17 protein-coding genes and 1 riboswitch are annotated in these 18,830 nt (G+C 71.7%); of the genes, 16 read left to right on the top strand and 1 reads right to left on the bottom strand.

Annotated elements, in window-relative coordinates:
- Nucleotides 1-197 precede the first annotated feature (197 nt).
- The 3 genes from AB0J64_RS42450 to AB0J64_RS42440 are packed head-to-tail and all read left to right on the top strand — an operon-like array spanning nt 198 to nt 2,604.
- Entirely contained in the window at nt 198-884 is a 687-nt protein-coding gene (locus AB0J64_RS42450; protein WP_364040941.1) for a gamma-glutamyl-gamma-aminobutyrate hydrolase family protein, read from the top strand.
- A 9-nt stretch (nt 885-893) separates the two neighbouring features.
- Nucleotides 894-1,808, top strand: a complete 915-nt coding sequence (locus AB0J64_RS42445) for an alpha/beta hydrolase (protein WP_364040938.1) — start codon at nt 894-896, stop codon at nt 1,806-1,808.
- Nucleotides 1,809-1,824: 16 nt separating this feature from the next.
- Nucleotides 1,825-2,604: an enoyl-CoA hydratase/isomerase family protein gene (locus AB0J64_RS42440; RefSeq protein WP_364040935.1), complete on the top strand. Its 780-nt coding sequence runs from the start codon at nt 1,825-1,827 to the stop codon at nt 2,602-2,604.
- A 163-nt stretch (nt 2,605-2,767) separates the two neighbouring features.
- Here AB0J64_RS42440 and AB0J64_RS42435 read toward each other — a convergent pair whose 3' ends face one another.
- Nucleotides 2,768-3,358: a methyltransferase domain-containing protein gene (locus AB0J64_RS42435; RefSeq protein ID WP_364040932.1), complete on the bottom strand. Its 591-nt coding sequence runs from the start codon at nt 3,356-3,358 to the stop codon at nt 2,768-2,770.
- Nucleotides 3,359-3,488: 130 nt separating this feature from the next.
- On the opposite strand from AB0J64_RS42435, the gene AB0J64_RS42430 reads away from it, so the two are divergent.
- The 13 genes from AB0J64_RS42430 to AB0J64_RS42370 all read left to right on the top strand — a co-directional run bounded on the left by AB0J64_RS42430 (nt 3,489) and on the right by AB0J64_RS42370 (nt 18,638).
- Nucleotides 3,489-5,081 (top strand): histidine kinase, encoded by a 1,593-nt coding sequence (locus AB0J64_RS42430; protein ID WP_364040929.1) that lies wholly within the window; start codon nt 3,489-3,491, stop codon nt 5,079-5,081.
- Nucleotides 5,078-5,758 (top strand): response regulator transcription factor, encoded by a 681-nt coding sequence (locus tag AB0J64_RS42425; RefSeq protein ID WP_364040926.1) that lies wholly within the window; start codon nt 5,078-5,080, stop codon nt 5,756-5,758. Before AB0J64_RS42430 ends, AB0J64_RS42425 begins: the two co-directional genes overlap by 4 nt.
- Before the next feature lie 124 nt (nt 5,759-5,882).
- Complete coding sequence (locus AB0J64_RS42420) at nt 5,883-6,293, top strand: hypothetical protein (RefSeq protein ID WP_364040923.1); 411 nt, start codon at nt 5,883-5,885, stop codon at nt 6,291-6,293.
- A gap of 4 nt (nt 6,294-6,297) precedes the next feature.
- Nucleotides 6,298-6,900 (top strand): phosphoribosylanthranilate isomerase, encoded by a 603-nt coding sequence (locus tag AB0J64_RS42415; RefSeq protein ID WP_364040920.1) that lies wholly within the window; start codon nt 6,298-6,300, stop codon nt 6,898-6,900.
- Nucleotides 6,890-7,759: a GNAT family N-acetyltransferase gene (locus tag AB0J64_RS42410; RefSeq protein WP_364040917.1), complete on the top strand. Its 870-nt coding sequence runs from the start codon at nt 6,890-6,892 to the stop codon at nt 7,757-7,759. The genes AB0J64_RS42415 and AB0J64_RS42410 overlap by 11 nt, the downstream gene beginning before the upstream one ends.
- A 615-nt stretch (nt 7,760-8,374) precedes the next feature.
- Nucleotides 8,375-8,956 (top strand): CDP-alcohol phosphatidyltransferase family protein, encoded by a 582-nt coding sequence (locus tag AB0J64_RS42405; protein WP_364040914.1) that lies wholly within the window; start codon nt 8,375-8,377, stop codon nt 8,954-8,956.
- A gap of 4 nt (nt 8,957-8,960) precedes the next feature.
- The gene (locus tag AB0J64_RS42400) at nt 8,961-11,465 is read left to right on the top strand and encodes a mannose-1-phosphate guanyltransferase (protein WP_364040911.1); all 2,505 of its coding nucleotides are present in this window, start codon (nt 8,961-8,963) and stop codon (nt 11,463-11,465) included.
- A 342-nt stretch (nt 11,466-11,807) separates the two neighbouring features.
- Nucleotides 11,808-12,320 (top strand): FHA domain-containing protein, encoded by a 513-nt coding sequence (locus AB0J64_RS42395; protein ID WP_345002791.1) that lies wholly within the window; start codon nt 11,808-11,810, stop codon nt 12,318-12,320.
- A gap of 67 nt (nt 12,321-12,387) precedes the next feature.
- Entirely contained in the window at nt 12,388-13,041 is a 654-nt protein-coding gene (locus AB0J64_RS42390) for a MerR family transcriptional regulator (RefSeq protein ID WP_364040907.1), read from the top strand.
- Nucleotides 13,042-13,172: 131 nt separating this feature from the next.
- Nucleotides 13,173-13,643, top strand: a complete 471-nt coding sequence (locus AB0J64_RS42385) for a bifunctional nuclease family protein (protein ID WP_090771501.1) — start codon at nt 13,173-13,175, stop codon at nt 13,641-13,643.
- Nucleotides 13,644-13,790: 147 nt separating this feature from the next.
- Entirely contained in the window at nt 13,791-14,411 is a 621-nt protein-coding gene (locus AB0J64_RS42380; protein WP_345002793.1) for a MerR family transcriptional regulator, read from the top strand.
- Between the two features lie 138 nt (nt 14,412-14,549).
- A riboswitch (glycine riboswitch) is annotated at nt 14,550-14,649 on the top strand.
- Nucleotides 14,650-14,817: 168 nt separating this feature from the next.
- On the top strand, nt 14,818-17,643 hold the full coding sequence (gene gcvP / locus AB0J64_RS42375; RefSeq protein WP_364040903.1) for an aminomethyl-transferring glycine dehydrogenase: 2,826 nt from the start codon (nt 14,818-14,820) through the stop codon (nt 17,641-17,643).
- Nucleotides 17,644-17,840: 197 nt separating this feature from the next.
- Complete coding sequence (locus AB0J64_RS42370; protein WP_364040900.1) at nt 17,841-18,638, top strand: tetratricopeptide repeat protein; 798 nt, start codon at nt 17,841-17,843, stop codon at nt 18,636-18,638.
- Nucleotides 18,639-18,830 lie beyond the last annotated feature (192 nt).

Here is an 18,830-nt window from a genome sequence, read left to right as displayed (position 1 = left end):
TCGCCAGTGCCGCATGCCCTGACGCCGTGCCGCCTGAAGATCCTGGGACGAGGGCGGCGCGTCACTCCGCCGGGACAGAAGGAGTAGATCTTTGGGAGAGGTGACATATCGGAAAGAGTCTGCGCCATGATGGGGCCATGTGGCCGTCACCTCGACAGGCTGACGGCGGCACGGCTCCCATGCCCCCTGGAGATCGCATGTCCCGACCGCTGATCGGTATCACCTCCTACTTCGAGGCCGCCCGCTGGAGTGACTACGTGCGCGAGGCCGTGCTGTCGCCTCCCTCCTACGCCAGGGCGGTCGGACGGGCCGGGGGCGCGCCCGTGATGCTGCCGCCGATCGGCACACCCGCCGTCGACGACTACGTACGCGGCCTCCAGGGCATCGTGCTGGCCGGGGGCGCGGAGCTCGGCGCGGACACCTACGGCGGCGAGCACGACGAGCGCGTCGCCGAGCCGCAGCAGCACCGCGACCGGTTCGAGCTGGCCCTGGCCAGGGCCGCCGTCCGGGCCGACCTGCCCGTCCTCGCCATCGCCAGGGGCATGCACGTGCTCAACGTCGCCCAGGGCGGCACGCTGATCCCCTGGCTGCCCGAGGTGCTCGACAACGACCGCCACGGCGAGCCGGGCGCCGGCCACACGATCCAGGTCAGCGTCTCCAGCAAGCTCGGCAAGGCCGTGGGCGACCGGGTCGAGGTCTCCGCGCCCCACCAGCAGTCCGTACGCCGCCTCGGCAGCGGCCTGCTGGCCGTGGCCTGGGCCGAGGACCAGATCGTCGAAGGCATCGAGCTGCAGGGCCACAGGTTCGGCGTGGGCGTCCAGTGGCACCCCGAACGCGACGGCGACGGCCGGCTCTTCGATGCGTTCATCGAGGCAGCCCGCTAGGCTGCGATCATGCCGCTGCACCCCCAGGCCCGGGAGTACGTCGCCCTCTACCCCTCGGATCTGAACACCGATCCGGCCTCGCTCGACCTGGCCGGCATCCAGGAGCTGCGCGCACACGACGGCCTGGCCGCCCACCGGGGGCCGCTGACGAAACTGCCGTTCGTCCGGGACGAGCTGGCCGAGGGCGTGCCCATCCGGATCTACCGCGCGGACCCGGGCGACGGCCTGCTGCCGGTCGTGGTCTACTTCCACGGCGGCGGCTGGGTCTTCGGCAGCGTCAGGCGCAACGACGCGACCGGGCGCGACCTGGCCATCCGCACCGGCGCCGTGGTGGTCTCCGTCGACTACCGCCTGGCGCCGGAGCATCCGTTCCCGGCCGCCGCAGAGGACGCCTGGACGGTGGTGCGCGACATCTTCGCCCGCCCCGCCTTCTACCAGAGCAACGGCAGCGTGGCCGTCGTCGGCGACAGCGCGGGCGGCAACCTCGCGGCCGTCGCCGCCTGGCAGGCCCGCGACGCCGGGCTGACCCTCACCCACCAGGCGCTGTTCTATCCCATCCTCGACGTGGGCATGGACACGCCGAGCTATCGCGAGTTCGCCAGGGGGTTCGGGCTGGACGCCGAGGAGATGGCGTGGTTCGTCCAGCAGTACGCGCCGGGCGCCGACCCGGAGGACCCGCGGCTGTCGCCGCTGCGCCTGCCCGACGTGACCGGCCTCGCGCCCGCGACGGTGGTGACCGCCGAGTGCGACGTGCTCAGGGACGAGGGCGAGCGGTACGCGTACCGCTTGGCGGACGCGGGCGTGCCGGCCGAGCTGCGCAGGTTCGACGGCGCGGTGCACGGCTTCTTCGTCCTGCCGGGCCTGTTCGACCAGGCGCTCGAGGCCCGCGAATACGTTGCCGAGCGGCTGCGGGAGTCGTTCTGACGCTGGGGGAGTCCTTTTGACGTACGCCAAACTCAAGATCGACACCCCGGCCGACGGCGTGCTGCGGGTCACGATCAGCGAGCCGTCCAGGCTCAACGCCGTCAACACGACCGCCCACCGTGAGCTGGGCGAGATCTGGCGCGACGCCGACCGGGACGACGGCGTCAGGGCCGTGCTCGTCAGGGGAGAGGGTGAGGCGTTCTCCGCCGGCGGCGACCTGTCCATGATCGAGGAGATGACCCGCGACCACGCCACCAGGCTGCGCGTGTTCGCCGAGGCCCGCGACATCGTCTACAACGTGCTCAACTGCTCCAAGCCGATCGTCTCGGCCATCCAGGGCCCGGCGGTCGGAGCCGGCCTGGCCGTGGCGCTGCTGGCCGACATCTCCGTCGCGGGCCGCACCGCGCGCATCATCGACGGGCACACCAGGCTCGGCGTCGCCGCGGGCGACCACGCGGCGATCGTGTGGCCGCTGCTGTGCGGCCTGGCCAAGGCGAAATACCACCTGCTGCTGTGCGAGCCCGTCACGGGCGAGCAGGCCGAGCGGATGGGCCTGGTCAGCCTCTGCGTGGACGACGACCAGGTGCACGACAAGGCCATGGAGATCGCGGTCAGGCTCGCCTCGGGCGCCCAGGAGGCGATCAGGCTGACCAAGTACTCGCTCAACAACTGGCTGCGCCTGGCCGGGCCGACCTTCGACGCCTCCCTGGCCATGGAGTTCCTCGGGTTCACCGGACCGGACGTGGCCGAGGGCGTGCGCGCGCTGCGGGAGAAGCGGCCCCCGTCGTTCGGCTGAATCGGGGGTGTGCTTCCCCCAGGCTCGGGTAGCGGGGGGAGGACGGGGCGGCCTGTGGTCGCGCGGATGTCGAGGGCCTGTTCACCGAGGCCGAGAACGTTGCTCCGGGGACGAGGCAGAGACTCACCCCGGCCTGCGCGCACCATGGCCGCCTCCCCTCACTTTAAGTCCGCGGCCTGCGCGCATGGAAGACGAAGGCCGGGGGAGCGTTGCGCCACACCGTACGTCCCGGCACGACCTCCTCGAACCGCTCGGCCAGCAGCGCGCGGAAACGCCGGGCCGAGCTCAGCGGGATGGCGTGAATGTAGGAGAACGTCGTGAACGCCGCTCCCGGGCTCATCGCCGACGTCACCGCGTCCAGCAGCGAGTGCTGCAACGTCTGAGGGAACGCCGCCCACGGCAGTCCGCTCACCACCACGTCCGCCTGCAGCAGCCCGCGCTCGCCGAGCAGCTCGCCCAGCCGGGCGGCGTCGGCGTGCACCACGTCCACGGCCGGGAAGCGGGCCGCCAGCAGCCGCGCCATCGGCTCGTTGACCTCCACGGCCAGGTGGTGACCGCGCCCGCCCAGCCGCTGCTGGATCTCCGCCGTGAACGGGCCGGTGCCGGGGCCGAGCTCCACCACCGTAGGCTCGCCGCGCTCGGGGATGGGCGCGCAGACGGCCGAGGCGAGCCGCCGCGAGCTGGGCGCGACCGCCCCGATCGTGGCCGGGGTGCGGAGAAATTGGCCGAGGAAAAGTGCGGTGTCGTGGGACATGTCCGGAAAGTTAGGGCCGGTATCGCCTCCGGGCGCTCCGTCATCGGGGCGGACCTCCGGCCAGATGGAGGAGGCGGGGTCCTCCGCGCGGAGGATCAGGTCGCCGGCCTGGACGGATACCGTGAGGGGCATGCGTTGGCGTGGTTTGCCGCTGGATGTCCTGCTTGCGGCCTCGGGCGTGGGCCTGGATCTGTTGACGACGGCACATGCCGGTGACACCGAATACCTGCCCGCCGAGATGAACATCCCGATGGCGCTCCTGGTGGGCCTGCCCATGGGGTTCGTCCGGCGCTGGCCGGTGCCGGTCACCCTCTACCTGGCCGGGTTCCTGATCGTGACCGACCAGCTCGGCTCGTTCACCGCCAACACGGCGCAGATGCTCGTCTGCGTGGCGCTCGGGGCGGCGGCCTACCGATCCGGGTGGCGGGCCGTCGCGGTCGCCGTCGCCGCCACGATCACGGCGACATCGGTCAACCTGGCCGATCCCGGCATCGCGTTCACCACGAACTCCTGGATGTACTCGGTCTTCCTGCCGGTCTTCCCCGTCCTGCTCGGGGCCTACCTGCGCAGCTCCGCGGGGCGGCTGGAGGAGCCGGACGTCACACCGGACGCCCTGCTGGCGGCCGGCGGGGTGGCGATCACCGTGCTCAGCACCTGGACCAGCTGGCACCTGGGCAGCCAGCCCGTCTGGGTGGTCGGGCTGCTCGCCGTGGTCGGCGGCCTGTCGCTGGGCGTCGCCAGGCGGCTGCCGGGGCTCGTGTTCCTGGCGCAGGGCGTCCTGCTCGTCGTCACCGACACCTACCTGAACGAGGCCGTCAACACCTGCGTGATCCTCACGCTGATCGCGATCGGCGTGTTCGCCATGCGGGTGAACTCGTGGGCGTGGACGGTGGTCGCGTACTTCGCGGGCTGCATGCTGACCGCGATCGCCGTCGTCGGCCCCGGCGTCCAGGTGACCGAGATCCGCGTGGGGATCCTCATGACGCTGGTGGCCACGCCCATCGCGATCGGCCGCTACCTGGGGATGCGGCAGGCGGCGGCCGCCGCGGAGCGGCTGCGCGCCGAGGAGTCCGCCCGGGCGGCCGTCGCCCAGGTGCGTGCCGACCAGCTCGCCGAGCGCGAGCGTATCGCCCGCGACGTGCACGACATCGTGGCCCACCACGTGGGGGCGATGGTGCTGCGGGCCTCCGCCGCCCGCTTCACCGCGTCCGACGGCCCCGTCGCCGACGCCCTCACCGACATCCGCGAGACGGGCCACCAGGTGCTGCAGGACCTGCGCGACCTGCTCGACCTGATGCGCGACCCCGAACGCCAGCCCGACCTGCTGGCCAACCCCTCCGACGTGGTCCGCGAGTCCGCCGAACGCATGGCCGCCGCCGGACTCGTCGTGGACCTCGACCTCGATCCCGCCACCGACCAGGCTCCGCTCATCGCCCGGGCCTCCGCCGCCCGCATCGTCCAGGAAGGACTCACCAACGTGCTCAAACACGCCGGCCCCGGAACCCGGGTCCGCGTCAGCGTCACCCCATCGGAGCAGGGGCTGTCGGTGCAGATCCGCAACGGCCGCCCGCCCAGCGTCGTCGAACGCCTGCCCTCGTCCGGGCGCGGCCTGGCCGGCATGCGCGAACGCGTCCGCACCCTCGGAGGCACTCTCAGCGCCGGGCCGGACGGCGAGGGCGGCTGGCTGCTGGCCGCCAGCCTGCCGTCGAGGAGCGCCGCGTGATCCGGGTGCTGGTGGCCGACGACCAGGCGCTCGTACGGGCAGGCGTGCGGATGCTGCTGCAGGCCGCGGGCGACATGGAGGTCGTGGGCGAGGCCGAGGACGGAGCCGAGGCGGTGCGCCTGGCCGAGCGCCACCTGCCCGACGTGATCCTCATGGACCTGCGCATGCCCAGGGTGGACGGGCTGGAGGCGATCAAGCGCGTGCTCGCCGCCCGGCCGGGCATCCGGATCGTGGTGCTGACGACGTTCGCCGAGGACGCCGACGTCTACGCCGCGCTGCGGGCCGGCGCGGTCGGCTTCCTGGTCAAGGACGACGAGCCCGAACGCATGGTGGACGCCGTCCGCCGGGCGGCCACGGGGGAACAGCTCCTGGCGCCGTCCGTGCTGCGGCGGGTCGTGGAGCGGTTCCTGTCGGCCGAGGAGCAGGCCGCCGCGCCCCCGCCCGCCGGGCTGACCGAACGCGAGCTCGAGGTGCTCGCCCTGGTCGGCACGGGGCTGTCCAACGCGGAGATCGCCGATGAGCTGCACGTGGGGGTGACGACGGTCAAGACCCACATCGCGGCGGCCATGGACAAGCTGGGGCTGCGCAACCGCATCCAGGCCGCGGTCGTGGCCCACCGCACGGGGCTGGTCGACGCCTCCTTCCGCCCGGTACGCCAGCCGCGCCCGCCCTCCTGAGCGGTGCCCGGGTCCGCCCGGCGGCGGACCCGGGTCATCCCGCAGGCTGACGACCACTCACCATCTCCGCCCCGAACATGGGTCCTTCAACTCGCTCCCTCTCCAGGAAGGACCTCTGATCACCATGCGGGAAACCATGGTCCAGCCCCCCAAGACGGCCGGCCGGACCTCACCGGGCCTGCTCTACAGCCTGCGCGTCGCCGCCACCGCCCAGGCCGCCGCGCTGCTCGTGGCCGCCTCGTTCGCCGGCCAGGCCGTGGAGTCCGACTCCATGATCGAGACCCATGTCATGGCCGGCATGGTCGTCCACCTCGTGGCCCTCGTCCAGATCGTCCTGGCCGTCCTCGTCTGGCGCCCCGGCCGCGGGGCGGGCTGGCCCGCGCTGGCCAGCGTCGCGCTGTTGGTCGTGGGGCTCGCCCAGCACTTCACCTGGCCGTGGCTGGGGGCGCACCTGCCCAACGGGGTGCTCCTGTTCGGGCTGATCGTCGCCGTACTCGTCTGGGCATGGTCACCGGCAGCCTCCCGCCGCCGCTAGGGTCATGGGTGTGGTGTATGTGAAGATCTGCGGGTTGAGCGAGCCCGAGCACGTGGCCACCGCCGTCGAGGCGGGCGCGGACGCGATCGGGTTCGTCATGACCCGGAGCCCCCGCAGGATCACGCCCGAGCGGGCGGCGGAACTGGCCGCGGCGGTGCCCGGCCACGTGCTGACCGTCGGGGTGTTCCGCGGGGAGGACCCGGACACGGTGCGGGCGGCGGCGCTGGCGTCCGGGGTGCGGGCCATCCAGCTCCACGGCAGGCACCCGCACGGCGACTTCACCGCACTCAAGGACCTCGGGCTCCGGCTGATCAGGGCCGTCGACGCGGAGGCCGACCTGCGGTGCGGGGCCTATGACGAGGACCTGCTCCTCGTGGACGCGCCGCACGCCGGCTCGGGCCAGGCGTGGGACTGGGCGGCCGTCCGCGGCCGCCCTTCCGGCCAGTGGCTGCTGGCCGGCGGACTCACGCCCGCGAACGTGACGGAGGCGATCGCGGCCGCCGGCCCCTGGGGGGTCGACGTGTCCAGCGGCGTCGAGACCTCGCCCGGGGCGAAGGACTCGGCCCTCATCCGTGACTTCCTGCGGGCCGTCCGCGATGCCGGCTGATCTTCCGCCGCACCGGGCGGCCGCGGCAGTGGGGGACCTGGGTCGCGCGGTGGACTTCCAGCACGCCTTCGCCCGCCGCAAGGCGCCCCGGGTGGTGGCGGTGCCCGGCGGGTTCGCGGTGCTGGACGATCGGTTTCCCGGCTCGTACGACGACAACAAGCTGATCGTCGGCCCCGGCCCTGAGGCGTCCGGCGGTGCTGCGCTGGAGCCTTCCGGCGGTGCTGCCGCGCTGGGGGCGTCCGGTGCTGCGCCGGAGGCGGCCTCGAGGCTGCTGCGGGCGGCGGACGAGGTGCTCGAGGGGCGGGACCACCGGCTGGTGTGCGTGGACGACGACCGGCTCGGGACCGCTCTCGCGCCTGCGTTCGCCGCCGCGGGCTACGAGCAGGAGATCAACCTGATCATGGCCTTCCACGGCGAGTTCCCACCCGGCCTGCCCGGCTTGCCCGAGGCTGAGCGGCTCTCGCTGGCTGAGCTGCTGCCCGTGGTGCGGCGTGACTGGCGGGCGACGCTGCCCCAGGCGCCGGAGGAGGCGATCGACCGGCTCGCCCGGCGGGTGGAGGTCCGGCTGCACGGCGCCGACGCGGTGAGCTTCTGGGGGGTACGCGCCCCGGACGGGGAGATCGCCGCCAGGGCCGACCTGTACGTGCACGGAGGCGTCGCCCAGATCGAGAGCGTCTTCACCGGCGAACAGCATCGGGGCATGGGCTATGCGCGCGCCTTGATGACGGCACTGCTCGCTCAGGCGGCCGAGGCCGAGCTGATCTTCCTGGTGGCCGACGCGTCCGACTGGCCCAAGGACTTCTACGCCAAGCTCGGCTTCGTGGAGCTGGGCCGTACCCACGCCTTCCTCCGCACCTGACCGCCATGCGCCCGCGGGGCGTGGCGCGCTGTCCCTCGGACCTGGCCACTGCGTGTCCGCTGGGCGTGGCGCGCTGTCCCTCGGACCCCGCGCTCCATGGACGGCGGGCTGCCACGCTGCTGCGGTCCTCCACGTGGGCGGCCTCGCCCGCCGCGCCCGGCCGGGTCGCCGTCATGGGCGCCACAGTCACGTCCGGCCACGCCCCGCACCATGGGGAGACGTGTCGGCTCTGGTGGGGCATGGCGCCCGCCGCTTGACGAGCGTCGGCCGAGTCTCGACCCGCGGGCGACGGGACGTTGGCCCTTGCGGTGCGCCGATCCGCCGCCCCGTGCCACGTGGATGGGGCGCGCCGCCGTACGCTTTGCGCCGGGTCGCGCCGTCGGGCGTCTCGCCGACCCGGCGCTCGTGCGGCCCGGGGCAAGGCGCACGGGACGGCTACCTCCGGGGGAGGGGCGGCCACCGTCGGAGGGGCGGCCGCGTCCGGCACAGGCGGGCCTCCAGCGGAGGGACGGCCGCGTCCGGCAGGGGTGGCCGTATGCCGCGCCGGGGCGGGGGTGAACAGGTGGGCACCTGCGGGGCCGCTGTGTTGGAGTTCCACGCAGTAGGGTCTGCTCCGTGAGCGAAACTTCCGCCGAGGACCGAATCTGGACGGTTCCCAACGTCCTGAGCTTCCTGCGCCTCCTGGGCGTCCCCGTGTTCCTCTGGCTGGTTCTCGGACCCAAGGCCGACGGGTGGGCCATCGGGATTCTCGCGGTGGCCGGGTTCACCGACTGGCTCGACGGGAAGATCGCTCGGGCGTTCAACCAGACCAGCAGGCTCGGCCGGATCATCGACCCCGCGGCGGACAAGCTCTACGTCTTCGCCACCATCGTCGGCCTGCTGCTCCGTGAGGTCATCCCGTGGTGGCTGGTGCTGATCATCCTGGGGCGCGAGCTCTTCGTCGGAAGTTTCATCCCAGTACTACGCAAACATGGCTACAAGGCACTTCAGGTGCATTTCCTGGGCAAGGCCGCCATGTTCAACCTCATGTACGCCTTCCCCCTCCTCTTCCTTGCCTCCCACACGGGGTGGTATGCCGATATAGCGCGAATTGTCGGGTGGGCGTTCGCGCTGTGGGGAACGGGCCTGTACTGGTGGGCGGGCGTGCTGTACGTGGTGCAGGTGCTCCAACTCGTAACCTCGGCCAAAAAGGAGTGATCGGGTGAAGGCGGTCGTCATGGCAGGGGGAGAGGGCACGCGGCTGCGTCCCATGACCGCCAACCAGCCCAAACCATTGCTTCCCGTGGCCAACCGCCCGATCATGGAGCACGTGCTGCGCCTGCTCAAGCGGCACGGCGTCACCGAGACGGTGGTCACGCTGCAGTTCCTGGCCGCCCTGGTGCGCAACTACTTCGGCGACGGCGACGAGCTGGGCATGAGCCTCGAGTACGCCACCGAGGAACTGCCCCTCGGCACGGCGGGCAGTGTCAAGAACGCCGCCGACCGCCTCCGCGACGACCGCTTCCTGGTCATCTCCGGCGATGCCCTGACGGATATCGATTTATCGGACATGATCCGATTTCATCGTGAAAATTCGGCGCTTGTGACCATCGGCCTGAAGCGCGTGCCGAACCCCCTCGAGTTCGGGATCATCATCGTGGACGACGAGGGGCGCGTTCAGCGGTTCCTCGAGAAGCCCACCTGGGGCCAGGTCTTCTCCGACACCGTCAACACCGGCATCTACGTCATGGAGCCCGAGGTCCTCGACGAGGTGGCCCCGGACGAGCCCGTCGACTGGTCCTCCGACGTCTTCCCCGCCCTCCTCGACCGCGGCGCCGCCATCTACGGCTACGTGGCCGACGGCTACTGGGAGGACGTCGGCACCCACGACAGCTATCTCAAGGCCCAGGCCGACGCCCTGTCGGGCAAGGTGGACCTGGACATCGACGGCTTCGAGCTCTCGCCGGGCGTCTGGGTCGCCGACTCGGCCTCCGTGGACCCCGAGGCCGTGCTCAAGGGCCCGCTGCTCATCGGCGACTACGCCAAGGTCGAGGCCGGCGCCGAGCTGCGCGAGTACACCGTGCTCGGCAACAACGCCGTCGTCCGCGAGGGCGCCGTCCTGCACCGCGCGGTCGTTCACGACAACGTCTACCTCGGCCCCGGCGCCCACCTGCGCGGCTGCGTCATCGGCAAGAGCACCGACATCATGGCGGGCGCCCGCATCGAGGAGAACGCCGTCATCGGCGACGAGTGCGTCATCGAGGCCGAGGCGTACGTCTCCAGCGGCGTCAAGGTCTACCCGTTCAAGACCATCGAGGCCGGCGCGGTCGTCAACACCAGCGTCATCTGGGAGTCGCGCGGCCAGCGCAGCCTGTTCGGCCCCAGAGGCGTCAGCGGCCTGGTCAACGTCGAGATCACCGCCGAGCTCTGCGTCCGACTGGCCAGCGCGTACGCCACCACGCTCAAGAAGGGCGAGTACGTCGTCACCTCCCGGGACTGCTCCCTGGCGGCCAGGGCGCTGAAGCGGGCCGTCATCGGCGCGCTCACCGCGGGCGCGATCAACGTACTGGACCTCGAGGCCGCCCCGCTGCCCGTCGCCCGCTTCCACGCGGCACGGGAGTCGGCCGCGGGCGGCATCGCGCTGCGCACCACGCCGGGCGACCCGCAGAGCGTGGACATCGTGATCATGGATGGCCGCGGCGCCGACCTGCCCCCGGCCGCCCAGCGCAAGCTGGAGCGGGTCGTCTCCCGCCAGGAGTACCGCCGGGCCTTCCCCGGCGAGATCGCCTCGCTGACCTACCCGGCCAGGACCGTCGAGGACTACACCAACGAGCTGCTGCGCCACATCGACGTGGACGACGTCAGGGACATGAAGGTCGTCGTGGACTGCGCCGGCGGCACGTCCTCACTGGTGCTGCCCAAGCTGCTCGGCCGGGTCGGCGTCGAGGTGCTCACCGTCAACGCCCGCCTCGACGACGTCTCGCCCACCGAGACGCTCGCCGAGCGCCGCCGCGACCTGCAGCGCCTGTCGGAGCTGGTCAGCTCGTCGCGGGCGGCGTTCGGGGTCCGGTTCGACCCGGTCGGGGAGCGCATCGCGCTGGTGGACGAGATGGGCCACCTCATCAGCGAGGAACGCGCCCTGCTCGTCGTGCTGGACCTCGTCGCCGCCGAGCGCAGGGGCGGCCAGGTGGCGCTGCCGGTCACCACGACCAGGGTCGCCGAGCAGGTCTGCCGCTTCCACGGCGTGGAGGTGCAGTGGACCTCCACCGCGCTCGACGCCCTCACCTCGGCCGCCGCGGGCGCCGACATGATCTTCGCGGCCGACGGGCGCGGCGGCTTCGTCGTGCCGGAGTTCAGCCCGGCCATCGACGGGCTGGCCGCGTTCATGCGCATGCTCGGCCTGGTGGCGCGGACCCGCCTGTCGCTCAGCCAGATCGACGCCAGGATCCCCGAGGTGAAGATGCTCAAGCGCACCGTGCCCACCCCGTGGGCGGCCAAGGGCGCCGTCATGCGCTCGGTCATCGAGGCGGCCGAGGCCGAGCAGGACGGCGGCCGCATCGACACCACCGACGGCGTCCGCCTGGCCCATCAGGACGGGAGCTGGGTGCTGGTGCTGCCGGCCGCCGCCGAGCCCGTCACGGACCTGTGGGCCGAGGCGAACGACATGGACAGCGCCCAGGCGCTGCTCGAGCGGTGGGCCCGCATCGTCGAGCAGGCCGCCGGTTGATCGGCCCAGTGGATCAGTGCTGTCACCAGCGCTCACGCAGGGTGAGGGAGGTGGTGGGATGACGGGTGCGGGCGCCCGCTGCTCACAGTCAGTCCCCGAATACGTCTTTCGGTTTGCGCACAGAGTGCCGCAAGATCGTAATGTAGAAACGCGCGGCGGCATGGACCACGGGGCGGGGGCGGCGGTAACTTTGTCTGCGTCCAAACCAACAGTCCAGTGCCCCGCCTTGACCTTTGCCGCTGATCAGCGTATGTTGCGGCATTCGCAAACTTGAAAAAGCGAAGCGAGGCGCGCCCATGAGCACCGTCGCCGCGTCTTCGCGGTAGGAGGCCGAGCCGATCGATGCCGAGCGTCTACTGCACGCAGTGCGGGCACGCCAACCCCGAGGATGCCCGTTTCTGTTCCCGTTGTGGGTCACCGCTGACCAGACCCGAGGTCTCCGGGGACACCACATCGACGATCTCCATCGCGGGAATCGAGGCGTACGAGGCTGAGACAGGCGACATGCTCCTGGCCGAGCGGGCGCTCGTCGAGCAGCTGCCGCCCGGCACGGCGTTGCTCACGGTGACCAGGGGCCCCAACCAGGGGAGCCGATTCCGGCTCGACAAGGACCTCACCACGACCGGGCGCCATCCGGAGAGCGACATCTTCCTCGACGACATCACGGTCTCCCGCCGCCACGTCGAGTTCTACCGGCACCGCGGTGGCCAGTTCTCCGTGCGCGACGTGGGCAGCCTCAACGGCACCTACGTCAACAGGGAGCGCATCGAGGAGGTCCCCCTGCACTCCGGAGACGAGGTGCAGATCGGCAAGTTCCGCCTCCTCTTCCTGATGAGGACCACCGCCGGCACATGAGCGAGCGAAGCGAGCGACCGACAAGCACAGCCTCATGTGAGCTCATGGGGCCCCCGAGGGAGGCCGCATGAGCGCACAGGCGGCCCGCTCGCACATGAGCATCGGGGAGGTGCTCGCGCTGCTGCAGGGCGAGTTCCCCGATGTGACGATCTCCAAGATCCGGTTCTTGGAGGGTGAGGGGCTGATCGAGCCCGAGCGCAGCCCGTCCGGCTACCGCAAGTTCACCCACCTGCACGTGGAGCAGCTCCGCTTCATCCTGACCGAGCAGCGCGACCACTACCTGCCGCTGCGGGTGATCAAGGACAGGATGACGGAGAGCTTCGGCCGCCCGCGCGCCCTGCAGGACAAGCAGGAGGTCCGGCTCAGCCGGGCCGAGCTGCTCGAGGCGGCCGGGATCGACGAGGAGACGCTCACCGAGCTGGAGGACTACGGGCTGCTCGCCCCGGTGGCCAGGCGCTACGACGAGGAGGCGCTCAACGTGGCCCGCAGCGTCGGCTCCCTGGCCCGCTTCGGCCTGCACGCCCGCCACCTGCGCGCGGTCAAGGCGGCGGCCGAGCGCGAGTGCGGCCTGGTCGAGCAGGCCGTCGCCCCCATACTCAAGCGGCGAGCCCCCGGCGCCATCGGGGAGGCCGACGAGGTCGCGCGGGAGCTTTCCACCCTTTTGCTCGATTTGCACGCATCCCTTGTGCGGTCGGGGATCCGCTCCGTCCTGGGGCGCTGAGGGTGCCTCGGGCCGGGAGGTGGAGGAGCACTTCAGGCCCGCCGGGTGTTACGTTGAATTGCAGTAGCCAGTGCAGAAGCGACGAGCCAAATAGCTGTGCCGGGTGACCGGTCAGGAATACGGAGCAGCCCGTGTTGCAGATGGAGGTCGTGGGCGTTCGAGTAGAAATGCCCACAAATCAGCCGATCGTCTTGCTCAAGGAGGCACACGGGGAGCGGTTCCTTCCTATATGGATTGGCATGACCGAGGCGACAGCCATCGCCCTGGCCCAAGCGGAGGAGCCCCCACCGCGGCCGCTCACCCACGACCTCTTCCGAGACGTGCTGAGCGCTCTGGGGGTGGGCCTGCGAGCGGTCAACATCGTCGCCCTGCGCGACGGCATCTTCTTCGCCGACCTGGTGTTCTCCAACGGCGTGGAGGTGAGCGCGCGCCCGTCCGACTCGATCGCGCTCGCCCTGCGCACCGGAGCGCGCATCTTCGCCAGCGAGGAGGTCGTCCAGGAGGCCGGTGTCATCATCCCGGACGACCAGGAAGACGAGGTGGAGAAGTTCAGGGAGTTCCTTGACACGATCACGCCCGAAGACTTCGGCAGGGCGGGGTAGGTATTTCGGTGCATTTACGCTTCACGACGCGCCGAGCCGGATCGTTGACTGAGCATGGTCACGGTCCTACGGTGCAAGTGAAACCCGTGGTCGCCCTTTACGAACCCCCAGATCAGACCACGGGATGAGAGAAAGCCGGAGGTCCGCGTGGCGGTCAGCAGCGGCGAGGGAAAGACGGCCGGCCAGGAAGATCCGGTACGGCGCGAGAGTGCGCGGCAGCGTGCCGGAGAGCAGGGTCTGCTCTTCGACGAGCAGCCGACGGCGCTGCCGGCCGACATCGGCTATCGCGGGCCGACGGCCTGCGCGGCAGCCGGCATCACCTACAGGCAGCTCGACTACTGGGCGCGCACGGGCCTCGTGGAGCCCACGATAAGAGCCGCGCAGGGCTCCGGCTCCCAGCGGCTCTACAGCTTCCGCGACATCCTGGTGCTCAAAGTCGTCAAGCGGCTCCTCGACACCGGGGTCTCGCTCCAGCAGATCCGCACGGCCGTGCAGCACCTGCGTGACCGCGGGGTGGCCGACCTCGCGCAGATCACGCTGATGAGCGACGGTGTCAGTGTCTACGAGTGCACCTCGGCCGATGAGGTGATCGACCTGCTCCAGGGCGGCCAGGGCGTGTTCGGCATCGCGCTCGGCCGGGTCTGGCGCGAGGTCGAGGGCTCCCTCGCGGAGCTGCCGGGGGAACGAGCGGCGGTCGAGGACAGCGTCCCGGCCGACCACCCCGCTGACGAACTGGCCCGCCGTCGCCGCGCCCGGCGCATGGGCTGACTCACACGCCCCGTTGCCTGAGTGGCCCGCCGCCGCTTGTGGTGGGCCCGGGAAACATACCGGGAAAGTTCTCTTTGCCCCGTGTCGTGGAAATTCGCCCGTAACGGATAGGGTTGTACCCTAGGACAGCAAGGCTGACGACCCCGTGCGGGAGAGTCCCTGGGGCCCACGGGCCCCCGGGCGCCGAAGGAGCAACCCTCCCCGGAATCTCTCAGGCACCCCGTACCGCTCGGGCGAGGCAACTCTGGAAAGCAGGCGCGCCCGCCAGGCGCGTCTCACCGACGGTGCAAGCCCCGTTACCGGGGTGAAGCTCTCAGGTCGCGGTCCCGCCGCGCTGACAGAGGGGGAGATCCGGCACTCGCCCGCGCCCTGGCGCCGGTCTCCATAGCCTCGGGAGGCACTTTCCATGACCGACCTGTCAGCTCCGCCGTTCTCGTCCAGGCACATCGGCCCGTCGGAGGCTGAGCAGCAGCGCATGCTCGAGGCCGTGGGCTTCGAGTCCGTGGCTGACCTGGTGGCGGTGGCCGTCCCCGAGGCCATCAGGGCCAAGGACCGGCTCAAGCTGCCCGCAGCCGTCGGGGAGGACGAGGCCATCGCCGAGCTGCGCGCCCTGGCCGGGCGCAACCGCGTGCTCACCTCGATGATCGGCCTGGGCTACCACGACACGATCACGCCCGCGGTCATCCGCCGCAACCTGCTGGAGAACCCGGGCTGGTACACCGCCTACACCCCGTACCAGCCGGAGATCTCGCAGGGCCGCCTCGAGGCGCTGCTGAACTTCCAGACCGTCGTCACCGACCTGACCGGTCTGCCCGTCGCGGGCGCCTCTCTCCTCGACGAGGCCACGGCCGCCGCCGAGGCGATGACGCTGGCCCGCCGGGCGGGCAGGTCCAAGAGCAATGTGTTCGTGGTCGACGCCGACGCGCTGCCGCAGACCAAGGCCGTGCTCGCCACCCGCGCCGAGCCCCTCGGCATCGAGCTCGTGGAGCACTCCCTCGACGGCGAGCTGCCCGAGTGCTTCGGCCTGCTGGTGCAGTACCCGGGCGCGTCCGGCCGGCTGCGTGACTTCCGCGCCGTGGCCGCCGCCGCGCACGAGGCGGGCGCGCTCGTCGTGGCCGCCGCCGACCTGCTGGCCCTGACGCTCGTGGCCGCCCCCGGCGAGCTGGGCGCCGACATCGCGATCGGGTCCTCACAGCGGCTGGGCGTGCCGTTCGGGTTCGGCGGGCCGCACGCCGCGTACATGTCCGTACGCGAGGGCCTGCAGCGCCAGCTCCCCGGGCGGCTCGTCGGCGTGTCGGTGGACGCCGACGGCGACCCCGCGTACCGGCTGGCCCTGCAGACCCGCGAGCAGCACATCCGCCGCGAGAAGGCCACCAGCAACATCTGCACCGCGCAGGTCCTGCTCGCCGTCATCGCCGGCATGTACGCCGTCTACCACGGCCCCGAGGGGCTGCGCCGGATCGCCCACCGGATCCACCGGCACGCCGTGGCCCTCGCCGACGGGCTGCGCGAGGCGGGGCTGGAGGTCGTGCACCGGGAGTTCTTCGACACCGTGCTCGTCCGCGTTCCCGGTGGGGCCGCCGACGTGGTGAGCGCCGCCGCCGAGCGGGGCGTCAACCTCTGGCAGGCCGACGAGGACCACGTCTCCGTCTCCTGCGACGAGAAGACCGGGGCCGCCGAGCTGGCCAAGGTGTGGGCCGCGTTCGGGATCGACCGCACCGGCGCGGAGCTCGACTCCGACGCGCTGCCCGCCTCGCTGCTGCGCGAGTCGGCGTACCTGACCCACCCGGTCTTCCACAGCCACCGCTCCGAGACCGCGATGCTGCGCTACCTGCGCAAGCTCCAGGACAAGGACATCGCGCTCGACCGCTCGATGATCCCGCTCGGCTCCTGCACGATGAAGCTGAACGCGACCACCGAGATGGAGCCGATCACCTGGCCCGAGTTCGCCGGGATCCACCCGTACGCGCCCGACGACCAGGTCGCGGGCTACCGGGAGCTGATCGGGACGCTGGAGGACTGGCTGGCCGAGGTGACCGGCTACGACCGCGTCTCCATCCAGCCGAACGCGGGCTCGCAGGGTGAGTTCGCCGGGCTGCTGGCCATCCGCGCCTACCACCGCGCGGGCGGCCAGGACAGCCGCGACGTCTGCCTCATCCCGTCCTCCGCCCACGGCACCAACGCGGCCAGCGCCGTCATGGCCGGCATGCGGGTCGTGGTCGTGGCCTGCGACTCCGACGGCAACATCGACCTGGCCGACCTCGACGCCAAGATCGACAAGCACCGTGACCGCCTGGCCGCGATCATGGTCACGTATCCCTCGACGCACGGCGTGTACGAGGAGTCGATCACCGAGGTCTGCGCCAAGGTGCACGAGGCCGGCGGCCAGGTGTACGTGGACGGGGCCAACCTCAACGCGCTCGTCGGGCTGGCCAAGCCGGGCGAGTTCGGGGCCGACGTGTCCCACCTCAACCTGCACAAGACGTTCTGCATCCCGCACGGGGGCGGCGGTCCCGGCGTCGGTCCCGTCGCGGTACGCGGCCACCTGGCGGCCTACCTGCCCGGTCACCCCCTGCACAACGGGACTCCGGTCGGGCCGGTCTCGGCGGCGCCGTACGGGTCGGCGGGGATCCTGCCGATCTCGTGGGCGTACGTCAGGATGATGGGCTCGGAAGGGCTCACGGCGGCCACCGAGCAGGCCATCCTGTCGGCGAACTACCTGGCCAGGCGGCTCGCCCCGCACTACCCCGTGCTCTACACCGGCCGCGGCGGGCTGGTGGCCCACGAGTGCATCATCGACCTGCGGCAGATCACCAAGGAGACCGGGGTCACCGTGGACGACGTGGCCAAGCGGCTCATCGACTACGGCTTCCACGCGCCCACCATGTCGTTCCCCGTCGCCGGGACGCTGATGATCGAGCCGACCGAGAGCGAGGACCTCGGGGAGCTCGACCGGTTCGTGGACGCGATGATCGCCATCCGCGGGGAGATCTCCAAGGTGGCGTCCGGGGAGTACGACAAGACGGACAATCCTCTGCGCAACGCCCCACACACGGCCGAGTCGGTCAGCGCGGACGAGTGGCCGCACCCCTACTCGCGGAGCGAGGCGGCCTATCCGGTGCCGTCGCTGCGGGACGGGAAGTACTGGGTGCCGGTGCGGCGGATCGACCAGGCGTACGGGGACCGGAACCTGGTGTGCTCCTGCCCGCCCCTCGAGGCCTACGAGGACTAGTGGCCTGCCTGGTCCTCGTCGCTTCGCGTACGAGGACCAGGCAGCCCTCAGGCGCGGCAGTCCCGTTGTGTTGACGGGGCTGCCGCGCCTGCTGTTGCGTCAAGGTACGAAGCCGGTCAATCCTTCCGCGTCAACTGAGCAGACATGATCGCCAGAAGTCGTTAGGCTCGGTGCGACCGTCGCCACAAGGAGCTCCCTTGACGTCCTCAGAGCTGGAGACCCCGCCTCTCGACACCGCCCGCCGCCTGGCCGAGAGCGGCGACCTCGACGGCGCCGCCGCCATACTCGCCGAGCTGGCCGCCGACCCCGACGGACCCGACAGGGCGCAGGCGGCCGTCGGGCTCGCCGTGGTGCTGGAGGAGCGCGGCGACGTGGAGGCCGCCAGGACCGCTGCCAGGACCGCGCTGGCCACCGGACACCCCGAGTACGCCGCGCAGGCCGCCTGCCACCTCGCTCAGGGGTTCGAACGGGAGGGCCGGGCCGAGCAGGCCAGGGCCGCCTGGCAGGCCGTTCTGGGGGTCGGTACGCCCACGTACGTGCCGCTGGCCCACCTCGCGCTGGCCCGGCTGGCCGCGGACTCCGGCAACCCGGCCGAGGCCGAGGACGAGCTGCGCGCCGCCATGGAGGGCCGCGACCCGCACGTCGGCGCCCACGCCGCCCAGCAACTGGCCGGCCTGCTGCTGGAGCAGGGGGAGCCCGGGGCGGCGGCCGACGTGCTGATGGACGCCCTCGAGGTCGCTCCGGCCGAGGAGGTGCCGGGGCTGCGGGTCCAGCTCGGGATCGCGCACCTGGATCTGGCCTGCGCGGAGCTCGCGGAGAGCGTCGAGTCCGGCGCGGACCCGCAGACCAGCGCCCTGGCCATCGAGCTCCTGGCCCGGATCCTGCCGCTACGGGGGCGCGACGACGACGCGGAGCGGGTGTGGTCGTACGGGCTGGGGCACGAGGACGAGACCCTGGCCGCCGAGGTCCGCCTTCGCTTCGACCGCGACGCCTGATCCGCCGGGTCCGCGACCCGCTTTCCCCGCCGCCGCCCCGTCTTCCGGCCCGAAAGGTCGTTGCCGCTCGGCCCCGAACTGCTCGGCCCCGAACTGCTCGGCCCCGAACTGCTCGGCCCCGAACTGCTCGGCCCCGAACTGCTCGGCCCCGAACTGCTCGGCCCCGAACCGGGGCCAGGTCTGGAGTTTCCC

The organism is Nonomuraea sp. NPDC049695, assembly GCF_040674955.1.
Taxonomy (GTDB): Bacteria; Actinomycetota; Actinomycetes; order Streptosporangiales; family Streptosporangiaceae; genus Nonomuraea; species Nonomuraea helvata.
This window is presented reverse-complemented; position numbering and strand designations above follow the sequence as displayed.